The organism is Vibrio superstes (genome assembly GCF_003569005.1).
Lineage (GTDB): Bacteria > Pseudomonadota > Gammaproteobacteria > Enterobacterales > Vibrionaceae > Vibrio > Vibrio superstes.
Genome location: NZ_BCUR01000004.1, coordinates 1,587,111 through 1,599,444, shown reverse-complemented (window position 1 = coordinate 1,599,444; position 12,334 = coordinate 1,587,111). Strand labels below are relative to the sequence as shown.

The 12,334-nt window shown below is 44.3% G+C and carries 14 protein-coding genes and 1 riboswitch; of the genes, 8 read left to right on the top strand and 6 right to left on the bottom strand.

From position 1 onward, the window contains the following. Positions 1-52 precede the first annotated feature (52 nt). A complete protein-coding gene (locus tag D5I41_RS15375) occupies positions 53-586 on the bottom strand; it encodes a cobalamin adenosyltransferase family protein (protein ID WP_119010535.1) in 534 nt (177 codons plus the stop codon). 231 nt (positions 587-817) lie between these two features. On the opposite strand from D5I41_RS15375, the gene D5I41_RS15370 reads away from it, so the two are divergent. The 3 genes from D5I41_RS15370 to D5I41_RS15360 are packed head-to-tail and all read left to right on the top strand — an operon-like array spanning position 818 to position 3,542. Next, positions 818-1,717, top strand: a complete 900-nt coding sequence (locus D5I41_RS15370) for an ABC transporter substrate-binding protein (RefSeq protein ID WP_119010534.1) — start codon at positions 818-820, stop codon at positions 1,715-1,717. After that, complete coding sequence (locus D5I41_RS15365; RefSeq protein ID WP_119010533.1) at positions 1,714-2,763, top strand: FecCD family ABC transporter permease; 1,050 nt, start codon at positions 1,714-1,716, stop codon at positions 2,761-2,763. The genes D5I41_RS15370 and D5I41_RS15365 overlap by 4 nt, the downstream gene beginning before the upstream one ends. Beyond that, complete coding sequence (locus D5I41_RS15360; RefSeq protein ID WP_235868929.1) at positions 2,721-3,542, top strand: ABC transporter ATP-binding protein; 822 nt, start codon at positions 2,721-2,723, stop codon at positions 3,540-3,542. The genes D5I41_RS15365 and D5I41_RS15360 overlap by 43 nt, the downstream gene beginning before the upstream one ends. 421 nt (positions 3,543-3,963) lie before the next feature. Here the strand turns inward: D5I41_RS15360 and D5I41_RS15355 are convergent, their stop codons facing one another. Beyond that, on the bottom strand, positions 3,964-5,349 hold the full coding sequence (locus D5I41_RS15355; RefSeq protein WP_119010531.1) for an alanine/glycine:cation symporter family protein: 1,386 nt from the start codon (positions 5,347-5,349) through the stop codon (positions 3,964-3,966). A gap of 85 nt (positions 5,350-5,434) precedes the next feature. Next, positions 5,435-5,542: riboswitch (glycine riboswitch) on the bottom strand. Between the two features lie 284 nt (positions 5,543-5,826). On the opposite strand from D5I41_RS15355, the gene D5I41_RS21255 reads away from it, so the two are divergent. The 4 genes from D5I41_RS21255 to D5I41_RS15340 all read left to right on the top strand — a co-directional run bounded on the left by D5I41_RS21255 (position 5,827) and on the right by D5I41_RS15340 (position 7,891). Beyond that, the gene (locus D5I41_RS21255; protein ID WP_017027044.1) at positions 5,827-5,985 is read left to right on the top strand and encodes a hypothetical protein; all 159 of its coding nucleotides are present in this window, start codon (positions 5,827-5,829) and stop codon (positions 5,983-5,985) included. Between the two features lie 11 nt (positions 5,986-5,996). Further along, entirely contained in the window at positions 5,997-6,740 is a 744-nt protein-coding gene (locus D5I41_RS15350) for a hypothetical protein (RefSeq protein ID WP_235868928.1), read from the top strand. A 61-nt stretch (positions 6,741-6,801) separates the two neighbouring features. Then, entirely contained in the window at positions 6,802-7,428 is a 627-nt protein-coding gene (locus D5I41_RS15345; RefSeq protein WP_119010529.1) for a LysE family translocator, read from the top strand. Continuing rightward, positions 7,412-7,891, top strand: coding sequence for a GNAT family N-acetyltransferase (locus D5I41_RS15340; protein ID WP_119010528.1), 480 nt, complete (start codon positions 7,412-7,414; stop codon positions 7,889-7,891). The genes D5I41_RS15345 and D5I41_RS15340 overlap by 17 nt, the downstream gene beginning before the upstream one ends. Here the strand turns inward: D5I41_RS15340 and D5I41_RS15335 are convergent. From D5I41_RS15335 to D5I41_RS15320, 4 genes are all read right to left on the bottom strand, one after another. Continuing rightward, entirely contained in the window at positions 7,883-8,689 is an 807-nt protein-coding gene (locus D5I41_RS15335; protein ID WP_119010527.1) for a Cof-type HAD-IIB family hydrolase, read from the bottom strand. The genes D5I41_RS15340 and D5I41_RS15335 overlap by 9 nt on opposite strands. A 65-nt stretch (positions 8,690-8,754) precedes the next feature. Continuing rightward, positions 8,755-9,105: a DUF2750 domain-containing protein gene (locus tag D5I41_RS15330; RefSeq protein WP_017027039.1), complete on the bottom strand. Its 351-nt coding sequence runs from the start codon at positions 9,103-9,105 to the stop codon at positions 8,755-8,757. Positions 9,106-9,235: 130 nt separating this feature from the next. After that, entirely contained in the window at positions 9,236-9,832 is a 597-nt protein-coding gene (locus D5I41_RS15325; RefSeq protein ID WP_119010526.1) for an OmpA family protein, read from the bottom strand. 1 nt (position 9,833) lies between these two features. Continuing rightward, positions 9,834-11,144: a TolC family outer membrane protein gene (locus D5I41_RS15320; RefSeq protein ID WP_119010525.1), complete on the bottom strand. Its 1,311-nt coding sequence runs from the start codon at positions 11,142-11,144 to the stop codon at positions 9,834-9,836. A 272-nt stretch (positions 11,145-11,416) separates the two neighbouring features. Between D5I41_RS15320 and D5I41_RS15315 the strand changes: the two genes are divergently transcribed. Then, on the top strand, positions 11,417-12,334 hold a 918-nt coding region (locus D5I41_RS15315), incomplete at its 3' end, for a hypothetical protein (RefSeq protein WP_162892846.1).

Below are 12,334 nucleotides of genomic sequence, written 5' to 3'. Positions count from 1 at the left end.
GAAACCCTAAAGTCCGACTTGTGATCAAGAGACAGGCTAATAGCTGTCAGCGTTAAAGCTTGGGTTTCGCAGGATAATTGATACTGACGTACTCTGGCTCATCAATCCCCATCTCTTGGTTTAGTACGCGGGTTAAAGCAAAAAAGTAGTTCACTAGCAGGTTCGCAAATCTCGGCAGAGTCTCTGGAACATTCTTCCCGGATGTTTCTACCAATACCAACTGTCTGACTACCTTTTTTGATAGACTGCGACAGTAGTGCAGTTGTACTACAGGGCCCGTTCCTCGGGGTAAAACGAAACGCTTTTGATCATCGGCGACGCTATTTCTAAAGGAATGGTACTCCTTAGTGAGCTGTTCTATATCGCTCTCGAATATGCCATTTTTTCCACGTATAGACCCATTAAGATGAAATATCTTTGGCTGCAGTTGGTCTAGAGAGCTGCGTATCTGAGCATTTTCTATAGCGGAGAGCGCTAATCCGACGACAGTACAAAGTTCATCTGTGAGAATCTCAAAATCACAAAGTGGGCTTTCTTCAAAGATGAATGGGTAAGCTAATTCATCGATATTACCACTGAATTTCATTTATTCGTCCTTTTCGGCTTACAATTAGACTATGTTTCAATGCGTTAGTAGAGAAACATTGTTACTCTATGTCCCAATCTGATATCTAATCACTGTTATTCGATAAAATCACGGATTACTTCAATTTTCTTTGCGGGTAACCAGAGGACGTCTGCAAGCGCAGTCTAGTCTTGCAGGAAGCAGAGTAAAGAGTGAATTAACACCCGAATAAAACAGACTATGGAAAGTATTATGCGCGTCTTTTTGTTACTTGTTTGTTTTTGTGCGTCAAATGCATGGGCGAGTTTCCCAATGACGGTTACGGACGCAAGTGGCACTGCGGTTCATTTGCCTTCAGCACCACAAAAAATCTCATCGAAATCCTTATTTAGTGATGAAGTCTTGCTGGATTTAATAGAGCCTCAGCAGTTCAGTTCAGTCACAAATCTAGTGGATGATAAACACTTCTCTGCAGTAGCAGGAAAGATGCCAACGACAATTCCTCGTCTCGATCTCAATGTCGAGCAAATATTAGTAAATCAACCTGACCTCGTGTTTGCCGCTAATTGGAGCGATGCAGGTCGTGTAGAACAGCTTCGCGCCGCTGGAATTAGGGTCTTTCTATTACCTACACCGTCAACCTATGAAGAGATAAAACAGCTGATCAAGCTGGTGGGCAAGATAGTCGATGAGCAAAATAAGGCGGAAGCCATGGTGACGGAAATGGATCGCCGACTGGAAGAAGAGCTCATATTTACCAGTCATCATTATAAGGTACTCGATTACAACAGTTGGGGAACATCGAGCACTCGTCAATCAACGTGGCAGCTCATTGTCGATAAAGCCGGTTTTAAAAACTTGGTCTCTGATTTACAGGCGGACAAGTTTGGGCAGACCCCTATGTCTAAAGAGTTGCTGGTGGCGTTAAATCCCGAAGTGCTATTTGTCCCAGGCTGGATTTATGGTGACGAGCAGGGCGCAGAAAACTTCATGAATCAGGTAATGACAGATCCCGCACTAAGAAGCATTGATGCGATTAGGCATGGGGACGTTTATCAAATACCTGAAAATTTACGGGGCACCTATAGCCAACATATCGTTGAGACCATTTTGTTCGTCAACAAAGCGGTACTAGGAGCGCCAGCTCCATGATTGCAGATTCGAGCCTGCCAAAAATCCGACTCTATAGTTATGGCTCTTTGTTCGTGCTTTTGCTTTCTATTTGGTTTGCATTGACTTTAGGCGCTGTTGATATCGCTTTGGCGGATCTATTTGCATTTTTAAAGCTATGGCTTGTTGAAGGGCAAGAGGTTGCGAGCTCACAGTATCCAACCTTGTCAGCCATCGTTGTTCATATTCGCTTACCCCGTGTTGTCGCTGCAATCACCGCTGGCAGTGCGTTAGCCCTCGCTGGCGCATGCACGCAAGGCTTATTTCGAAATCCTTTGGCGAGCCCTGATGTTCTTGGAGTCAGTGCAGGTAGTAGCTTTGGCGCAGTGATTGCTATTGCTACAGGGCTTTCTTTATCCAATCCATTATGGACACCAGTGATAGCGAGCGTGGGGGCGTTGGTTTGCGCCATGTTTGTCTATGTACTGGCGAAAAACTCAGGCAATGGTCAAACCCTCTATCTTATTTTAGCGGGGCTAGCGCTTTCATCCCTGCTGGGCGGCGCAACACTTGGCGTGCTTTTATTTGCTAGACAGTATGAGGTTAATCAGTTCGTTTTTTGGACCATGGGCGGCCTAGAAGGGCGCTTGTGGCAACATATTGCTTGGCCGTTACCTGTCATCATATTGGCGTCTGTATGGCTCTTAAAGCGTGCAAGTTGGCTCAATACCCTGTCTATAGGTGATGAAGCGGCCCACGGGCTGGGGATGAACGTACAGAGAAGTCGCTTTGCCTTATTGCTGTGTGCGTCGATACTGACTGCTATGTCCATCGCTATTGCGGGTCCCATTGGATTTATTGGTCTGATGGTGCCACATCTCGTTCGAATGTTAACGGGGGCTAATCACATCAGCCTGTTGCCATTGTCAGCACTATTTGGGGCTATTCTTTTGCTAGTGTGTGACCTGCTAGGACGCTACTTGATTGCTCCTTATGAAATAAAGGCAGGCATCATCACCGCAGTATTGGGTGGACTCTATTTTCTATGGCTAGTGGTCAGAGTGCAAAAACAAGGTCGGTTGTTATGAATGAACCCCGTCTTAGTGCCGTTGAGCTCTTCTCTAAAATCAATGGTAAACCCATCTTGCAAGGGATTAACTTTGAGGTGGAAGCAGGCGCATTGATTGGTGTTATCGGACCCAATGGCGCGGGTAAATCGAGCTTGTTAAAGCACTTGAGTGGCTATTTAACGCCATCTTCCGGCAATGTCTTTATAAAAGGGCAATCGTTGGGAGCTCTTTCTTCAAGTGAACGCGCCGCCCAGGTAAGTTATTTACCTCAGTCCAATCGAGTTGAGTTTCCCTACAAAGTCACTGAACTGGTGTCCCTTGGTTTGGTGAATAATGCCAACTTAAGCATTAAAGAAAAAAAGCAAAAAATCGCGATAGCATTAAAGCGACTCGATATAGAATATCTAGCGGATAGAACGGTGGATCACCTCTCCGGAGGGGAGCAGCAACTGGTTCATTTAGCGCGAATTTTACTTCAAAACACACCCATCATATTGCTTGATGAACCGAGTGCTAGTCTAGATATTGGCCATGAAGCCCAATTAATGAATATTTTGCACAGTTTGGTAAAAGAGCAGAAGACGGTCGTCGTCGCGCTTCACAACCTAAACACAGCAGCAGAGTTTTGCGATCGTCTGATGTTATTGCAAAGCGGAAGATTGATCGCAGATGGAAAGCCCGACAAGATACTGACTCAAGAATTGGTTCAAACTCTCTATCCTTATCAGGTTCAAGTATCAACCAATACGGTGACGGGCAATCCCAATATTTTAGCGGTGAAAAAATTAAAAACCTGAAAGCTGCAAGTCTGACTTTGATACACAAGTATTGATAGTCGTTCTAAATGTGAACGAACAAAGTGTATGCCTTATTAGATCACTACTTTGATGTTCATGGATGTTCATGCGATTAATAAACGTCGTCCCCGAGAGCTCTGAACGGGCAGCTAACGGTACAGAAAACCCAATATTACCGATAAGAGCCCTTGGCAATAACGGGGGGTGGGTCGAAAGTTTCAAGCTGCCAGCCGTTAGCTAATAGCTGTAAAATCGTCATTCCCGCGTGCTGTTAGCGGGAATCTAAGAACGCACTCTGTTGAAGATTACCGATAAGAGAGCTTGGCAAGACGCGTCGGTAGTTATTTGTGTATGAATGTCAGGCTGACATCTTTCAGCTAAAATAGAGCCCACTATCTTTCGATAGTGGGCTCTATTTTATTTATAACGAACGGGTAGCTACCTTACCGGGTAGTGGCTGACTGAAAAACAGTTTAGTTTCAGCAATGACCACTTGGCGTAGAGCAATCAAACCAATCAGGTTGGGTACAGCCATTAAGCCGTTAACGATGTCGGCGATAAGCCAAATCATATCTAGCTTCATAAATGCACCAGAGAACACTAAGGCGATAAACAGTACTTTATAGGGCAAGATCGCTTTAGTACCAAACAGGTAAACCACACAGCGCTCACCGTAATAGTTCCAGCCAAGAATGGTAGTAAACGCAAAGAACAACAAGCCAACAGATACCAAGATAGGGCCCAGCGTGTCGGCGTTTAGACCAACAGCAAATGCGTGTGTGGTCATCATTGCGCCAGCGAGATCCGTTTGCCATGCGCCAGTGATGATGAGAGCTAAACCTGTCATGGTGCAAATGATGATGGTGTCAAAAAAGGTGCCTGTCATTGAGATAAGGCCCTGGCGAGCACAAGAGTCCGTCTTCGCTGCTGCAGCTGCCATTGGCGCACTACCTAAACCAGACTCGTTCGAGAATACGCCACGAGCAATACCTGATTGGATAGCAAGCATCACGCTCGCACCAAAGAAGCCACCGCTTGCTGCAGTCGGTGTAAACGCCGAGACCACAACCAACTCTATCGCCGACAAGATCTGATCACTATTATTAACCAGAATACCCAAGCAGGAGATAATATAGATTACCGCCATAGTGGGAACGACCTTACCCGCGACGCGTGAGATGGATTTAATTCCACCTAACGTCACCATAGCAACGAGCACAGTTAGAATAATGGCCGCCATGGTTCTATCAGCGCCTAACGTCACTTCTGAGGCATCTAAGATGGCATTAACCTGAGGAAAGGTACCGATACCAAATAGAGCAACACCAAGCGCAAACACGGCAAATAGTGTGGCGAGTAGTGGCGATTTAACACCATCACGAAGATAGTACATTGGGCCGCCTAGCATGCCGCCCTTGTCGTCAGTGGTGCGATATTTTACTGCAAGTAGACACTCGGCATACTTGGTCGCCATGCCAAATAGAGCAGCAAGCCACATCCAAAATAGTGCGCCTGGTCCACCAAGTTTAATCGCTGTAGCAACGCCGACAATATTACCGGTACCGATAGTGGCAGATAGGGCAGTACATAGTGCAGCAAAGGCGGAAACATCACCTTTAGACTTGGAGTCACCGGATTTGGTGAATACCATCTTTAACGCAGTAGGAAGATGCCTAAACTGAATAAGACCTAGGCTGAAGGTAAAATAAACCCCAGTACCCACGAGTAAGATCAGCAGCGGTGGACCCCAGACAAAATTGTCGATGGATTGTAAAACAGAATGTAGCGAAGATTGTGAAAATGGCATGTTTTCCCCTTAATAAACAACATATAAGGAGAAGAGTGAACGCGGATCAATAGAACAAAATTAACAGAAAAGTAGTTAAACGCAATTTCACTCCTCTGTCCTTTTGCCTGAGAGTTTCACCCTAAATAGGGCTTGCTCCTTCGGCGGCCGATTTCTACGGCAACGTAGTACGGCTCTCTCCAGAGATTCCTCCAACTGCAGTCCTCACTTGTTAAACAAGAACGTATAAACAAGAACCTGAAAGATTTACTTCTTCGGTGGACGTAATAAAACGTCACTCTCCTGCAGTCTTCATCGGAACTAGCGTTAAAAACGCTAGGTGTGTAAGTAAATTACTTACAGGCGGCTAAACTAACATAAATCATTACAGTTTCAAGGGGATAATAGAAAATTCTTTTGTTCTAGAATAAATAAAACAAATACTTAACTGATAGACTTAACGTAGAACTGATATAAAACGGATTTTGAGGAGGTAAAATGACACGTTTACTGGCTATCGTTATATTGATTGCCCTAGCTTTTCTATTTGTGCGGTATAACACCAACGAAAAGCTACAGAAATGGGTCGTTATAGTGTTATCTGGTGCCTTCGTGGTCTACACTGCGGTGTTGATGATTACTGAATTGATTCACTAATGGAGAAGTGTGTGGTTGATAAAAAAAATGTATCCAGCATGTTAGCTCGTGCAGGCAATACAAAAACTACGGTTTTAGCCGGCGTTGTTTGTTTTGCACTTGGAGTGGCAGCGGGGAGCGCGTTTATTTCACACAATACCAATCAAGAGATTATTGTTGAAAGAGAAAATCACCAAAAAACCATTCAAGAACACTCAACATTAGTATCAGAAAACAATCAACTTCGCTCCGACTTGTCTGAAGCAGAGCAAACTCTCATCACGACTAACGAGCGTGAACAAGAAACAGCGAAATCTGTGACTGAATTTCAAGATAAGTCAGCACAACTGCAGAAAGAAAATCAAAAGCTGTCAACTGAACTCAAGCAACTAAAAAGCACCCTTGAGGAACAAGAAACGGCTGTAGAAGAACTTACTGCAAGCAATGAGGCGCTGAAAGAGCGCACCGAAATACAAAATAACGTCCTAGAGACCTCTAAAGTTTTCTTCCAAGACCAGCTGCGTCTACAACAAGAAGTCAATGAACTCCACACTCAGCGTGCAAAACTCATCAACACCCTCAATAGCCTTGTTAAAGAGTGTCAGATTTATTTAGATGGCACGAGTTGGGATGCCAAATCCGACTCTTGTGATCGTAAGAAAGTCGCTTCTGATCGACTTAAGAAGATCGATGAGAGTATAGATGCTAAACAAGCAAAAATAGTCAAAATCGATCAAACCAGTGAAGCCATAGGATTACAGAAAAAATCGCAATAGGGCTTTACCTATCAAAATAAATCAATAGCATAGAGCTCTACTTCTATTATCGGATCACCTAATGTCTCTCGATCTCTGGCTCTCGCTATTTGTAATCTGCTTACTTGGTGCCATGTCTCCAGGCCCCAGTCTCGCTACAGTCACTAAACACACATTGGCCGGTGGTAGGCTTAATGGCCTTGCCGCTGCCTGGGCACATTCTATAGGTATAGGTTTTTATGCCTTTATCACCGTCATTGGCCTAGCGGTCGTACTGCATAAATCTGAAGTGCTTTTTGTCACCATTTCACTGTGTGGAGCAGGGTACCTTGCGTATTTGGGCTATAAATCTCTGACATCCACTGATGGTATAGCTAGCACATTAGAAAAGGGTGAGGCGGTAAGCATCAAACAGTCGGCAAAGGAAGGGCTGTTGATCTCGCTCCTTAGCCCCAAAATAGCTTTGTTCTTCATTGCCTTGTTTAGCCAGTTTGTCGCTGTAGGGGAAAGCACTGCAGCAAAAGCAACCGTGGTGATGACCCCATTAATTGTTGATGGCCTTTGGTACACTTTTATTACGTTAGTGCTATCAAGCCCTATATTCTTGGAAAGGTTACGTAATAAGGGCAAGCTTATTGACCAGATCTCGGGTGTGGTGTTGATTGCATTAGCTGTTAGGGTGGTATGGCAAAATGTCGGTTACTTATAGCGTTAATAGGGCCAAGCACGCACAGCGGGAACAATTGCTCGAATTATGGCGCTTTCTTTATCAATGGCATCATGAGCACTGTGCTGAGTTGATCAAAAAACCTTGTCCCATAGAGCTAGAAGCTGAGTTAGACAATTACTTGGATACCCCAGAGTGCGCTGTATTTGTTGCTACTCATGGTGATGAAGTGTGCGGATTTATTGCTGGACAACTTTATGAGTTGGCTTCGCCACTAACAAAGTCTGAATTAATTGGCAGCATCGATCAGTGGTATGTCGCTGAAGGTCATAGAGCAAATGGAGTGGGTCTGGCTTTGTTTGAACGTATCAAACAAGAGTTTGTGGATTGCGGCGCCAAAAGGCTGAATGTAGAAGTTTGGGATTTCAATAATAATGCGCTTGAAACCTATAACAAGCTAGGGTTTCAAACGCATCTTCGCTGCATGACTAAAGCTCTAGGCTAATACAAACTTCTCGATGGCTTTTGCCACTCCAGAGTTGTTATTGGTATCGGTAATATAGTCCGCTAAAGATTTGGTTTCTTCATCGGCATTTTGCATCACGACCGCAAGCCCAGCATATTTCAACATGTCATGGTCATTACCCGCATCGCCAATACACATCACTTCACTTTGCTTAATGCCAAGGTGCTTAGCCAGCGCCTCTACACCCTCACCTTTGTTACTTAGTGGGTTATTGAACTCTAGAAAGAACGGTGCGCTTCGTACAACGGAGTAATCATTTTTCAGGTCTTCAGGGACACTGTCTGCGATAGGCTGTATGATCTCAATAGGGTCTACCAGCATGGTTTTGACGATAGGGTGATCATCTTCCAGTGTATCGAAATCCATTAGAGTCACGGTGAGATCGTTTATTTTCGCTTCATGCTGCGTGTAGTGACTATCACGAGGAGTAATGAGCCCATGAATCTTACTGAACGCATGATAGTTGCAACCACGCAGTTGTGCGAATTGGGCAATACGCTTAGCGTCTTTACCGGAGGTTAAACATTCTCGAATGACTTCACCGGTACCAATATTTTGAATCATCGCGGCGTTGTAACAAAGAACATAGTCTTCATTACTGTTCATATTAAGTTGATTTAGGCTATCCACCATACCTTGTAGTGGGCGACCAGAAGCTAAAACAACAGTAACGCCTTGTTTTCTTGCTTCTGCGATGGCTAGTTTGTTTTGCTCTGAGATAACCTTATCGGTATTGAGCAGAGTGCCATCCATATCGATAGCGATGAGTTTATACATGATTTATGACCTACCTAAAAACAAAAATCCCCACCAATAATTGGCAGGGATAAAATAAAACGTGTTTAGATGTAGAGTTTAGCCAGCGCTTCTGGCTCTACTTCTTTGCCTTCTAGTTCAGCATTCCAGTTGGTGCCAATAAGAACACCGTCTTCTGATAGGGTAATTAGCCAGTCTTCAACAAAGATATCCAAAGGAATTTCCACTACTTCGAAATCTGCCCACTCTTCAACGTTGTGGTATTGGGCATCGGCTTTGTCAGACCAAAACGGCATAACTTCAGTTTCAGCAAACTCGCTAGAGTCGCAAGCTAGCCAACCGTCTTCGTTTTTTAGACCCCAAACACGATTGTCTTCTTTGCTTTGTTCAACAAACAATTCTAGATTTTTCTGAATATCGTTGCTCAATTGGCTCATGGTTATTTCCTAACAGTGTGATATGCGGGCTATTTTAGCATGCTTATTCTTTGCATGGCACAAATTACAGTCTAGTAAATTAAAAAGCCGAGCAAATGCTCGGCTAGTATCTAAGTGGGCTCTTTTTTGTTTACTTAGGTAGCTTGGTGAAGATGGTCCATTCCTTGATGAAATCACCTTTAAAGCCTACGACTGTGGCTTCTACACGGCGCTCTAGTGCTTCATCTGTAGGGGTGTCATCTTCCACTTCATCCTCACCATAACCGATGATGGTAACACGACTGGGTTCGACACCAAATCCAATAAGCTTATCTTGAACAAATAGTGCCCTGTTGCGTGATAACTCGAGGTTGTACTCACGATCACCTGGGTTACTAGCAAATCCTTGTATCTCAATCGAGGTTTCAGGGTATTGTTTCAGGAACTCGGCCATACCTTGTATCTGTCCAGAGAAAACAGGATTTACCTCAGCAGAATCGTTTTCGAACAGGATTTTCAAGTTCTGCTCTTGGGAGACTTCGATAAGTTCCTCACAACCATCGTTGTTAACCCGAGCACCTTTGGGTGTTGTAGGGCATTTGTCGCGAGCATTAATAACACCATCGCCATCAAAATCGCGAAGGTCCGCTTGTTGATCTGGAAGAGGTGTTTCAATGTACTCTTCGGTATCGTTAGCACAGCCGATAAGTGCTAGTGAAACTACTGAGGCTAAAATTAATTTTTTCATCTTAGTACTCCACCGCCTCGTTCCACTGTTCAGGAACGTCTACTAACAAAGACTCAAGCAAGGTGCCTGTAGCATTAAGCACTCGGAATTTAGCGTATTGCTCAGCATATAAAGCGTCAACATAACCTTTCCGGGACTCAAACAGCTCGTTTTCAGTGTTCAATAGATCAAGAAGAGTTCGTTTTCCGATTTTGTACTGCTTATCGTAAGCAACCACGGTATCTGATGCTGCGTCTACGTGGTCAGCGAGGAATTCTTTTTGCTGTAGGGTTAAATCTAATGCACTCCAAGATAAACGAAGGCTTTCTTCGACATTACGATAGGCTCTATCTCGTAAATCCTTTGACTTATTCATCTGATAAGCGGCTCTGTCTTTGTTTGCACTATCGACGCCACCATTGAACAAGTTGTAACGCATTCTCAATGTCGCGTTCATTTCATCACGTCGGCCTGGTGTACCTTCTGCATCGTCATAATAGTCATAACCAGCTTCAATGGTAAAGGTAGGTAGGTTAGGACTATTAGACTGTTTGTATTGGAATTTAGCGGCATCGACATCCACTTTAGCTGTCTTAATCACTGGGTGTTTCTCTAGCGCTACATCAATAGCCTCTGATAGGGTAAGAGGTATGGTAGTTTCGTCTGCACGAGGAAAAACAAGACCTTGCGGGCTTTGACCCACTAATCGAGTAAATTGTGTGTGTGTGTCAAATAAGTTGTTCTGAGCTGCCAGTAGGTTGCCGTGTGCTTTAGCAATACGAGCCTCTACCTGGGATAAATCGGCTGTCGAACCGATACCGGAATCGGTTCGTTTTTTGATGTCTTTAAAGATCTCTTTGTGGGTGGCAAGGTTACTCTCGGACAGAGCCAATATCTCGTAGGCCTTCAGAGCATCAAGATACACTTTGGCGACTTCCAATGAGATATCAGATGCGTCACTGATTACTTTATATCTCAGAGACTCGGCTTCTGCTGCCGTTCTATCCATGTTGTTTAAAGTATTTGAACCGTCCCAAATCAACTGAGTGAACGTCAAAGACGCATCTATCGCAGTGAAGTCGCTGTCTCGAGCAGGGTTATCGTCATATGTGTAGTCTTCCCAACCTACGCCGGCACTTAAATCAAGCTTCGGGTAGTACTCGCGTACGGCTGCTTTGTTTTCATAAACATAAGACATGAAGTCGTTATACGAGCTCTTGACCGTAGGATTGGTTTGAAGAGTGTATGAGATGGCTTGCTCTAACGACTGGGCTGAGACTGGATTGCACAGCATTGTAGCTAGAGCGACTGCGCTTAGCTTAATCCTTTTCAAGGTGTACTCCCTAGTATTCCGTTACTTTTTTTTAACCAAAACTGAAGCCTTCACTTGCTTTCAATACGGCGTTTTGGCCACTAAGTACATAATAGTTAATACAAAACTATTTACAACAACTGAATGAGCAAATTGCTTCGTATTGTTTACCGTTCGTTTTGAGAAGATTAATGGGATGTAAACCTAAAAATAGTATAAAATTTACTCAGAGGCGAAAAATATGTTACAGCATGTTTCATCTAGATTAGGGACAACTCGCCTAAGGAGAACACATGGACAGTATCTCATTTGCTCAAGAAGTCATTGCTGGCGACGGTTGGTTGATCGTCGATGCTCAAGGTAACCTCAAAATAGCTCCCTTAGATTATGTACCGCAAGATGGTGACGTGATCCTTTCCGTAGGCGAAAACCCCCTAACTATACCCGAAGATATTGTGACGGAATTGCGAGTATCTATCGCTCAACAAAATTCTATCCAATCTGTAGACGCACAGTCTGGAATTCAGAGTGTTTTAGACTCCCTTGAACAGGGCGGCGATCCTACCGCAGAAGATGGTAATGATCCTCAATCTGGAGATGACGATGGCTCTAGTTTAACTGCGACCGGAGCGGTAGAACGAGACGGTGCACAAACCATCGCTACAACGGATTTTCAGACAGACGGGTTGTTTCCTGCTCAGATTACCGTTGAACAGAGTGATGCGATTGAAACTTTTGTCATTCAAACGGTGAGTCTGTTAGAAGAGCCAGCAAATAATTTACCAACCATTGAAGTCACGTTAGTGAATAATTTCATCGAAGATGATGGTGTAGGTGCTGGTGATCTTGTTGCTCGCTATATTACTGAGGATCTTGATGGTGACACTGTCACTGTGGTTCTGTCCGATACAGTTAACTATGAACTGGACGGTGATGGTTCTGTCGTATTAACCGAGTCCGGAGCTGCTTTAGTCAACAAAGGCGAAGAACTTCCGCCGTTTCTTTTGACTCCAAGTGATGGTATCGAAAATGGTGAGCCAGTAACTGTCGACCCTGCCGTTACTCCAGTGAATGATGCCCCAGAGTTTATTTCTGGTGATGACCTACCAGGTGATGCGCGCAATGACGATGTGTATGATTTCGAAGCCTTGAATGAGGGCACGACCAAAGGTCAAGTCGTTGGCGCAGTTAATGCGTTTGATGAAGACGCA

What these genes read in the sequence shown, in the direction of transcription:
- D5I41_RS15340 (WP_119010528.1), top strand. Translation starts at nt 7,412, where the DNA reads ATGTCGGTTACTTATAGCGTTAATAGGGCCAAGCACGCACAGCGGGAA.
- D5I41_RS15360 (WP_235868929.1), top strand. Translation starts at nt 2,721, where the DNA reads ATGGCTAGTGGTCAGAGTGCAAAAACAAGGTCGGTTGTTATGAATGAA.
- D5I41_RS15335 (WP_119010527.1), bottom strand. Translation starts at nt 8,689, where the DNA reads ATGTATAAACTCATCGCTATCGATATGGATGGCACTCTGCTCAATACC.
- D5I41_RS15365 (WP_119010533.1), top strand. Translation starts at nt 1,714, where the DNA reads ATGATTGCAGATTCGAGCCTGCCAAAAATCCGACTCTATAGTTATGGC.
- D5I41_RS15370 (WP_119010534.1), top strand. Translation starts at nt 818, where the DNA reads ATGCGCGTCTTTTTGTTACTTGTTTGTTTTTGTGCGTCAAATGCATGG.
- D5I41_RS21255 (WP_017027044.1), top strand. Translation starts at nt 5,827, where the DNA reads ATGACACGTTTACTGGCTATCGTTATATTGATTGCCCTAGCTTTTCTA.
- D5I41_RS15325 (WP_119010526.1), bottom strand. Translation starts at nt 9,832, where the DNA reads ATGAAAAAATTAATTTTAGCCTCAGTAGTTTCACTAGCACTTATCGGC.
- D5I41_RS15375 (WP_119010535.1), bottom strand. Translation starts at nt 586, where the DNA reads ATGAAATTCAGTGGTAATATCGATGAATTAGCTTACCCATTCATCTTT.
- D5I41_RS15330 (WP_017027039.1), bottom strand. Translation starts at nt 9,105, where the DNA reads ATGAGCCAATTGAGCAACGATATTCAGAAAAATCTAGAATTGTTTGTT.
- D5I41_RS15345 (WP_119010529.1), top strand. Translation starts at nt 6,802, where the DNA reads ATGTCTCTCGATCTCTGGCTCTCGCTATTTGTAATCTGCTTACTTGGT.
- D5I41_RS15355 (WP_119010531.1), bottom strand. Translation starts at nt 5,349, where the DNA reads ATGCCATTTTCACAATCTTCGCTACATTCTGTTTTACAATCCATCGAC.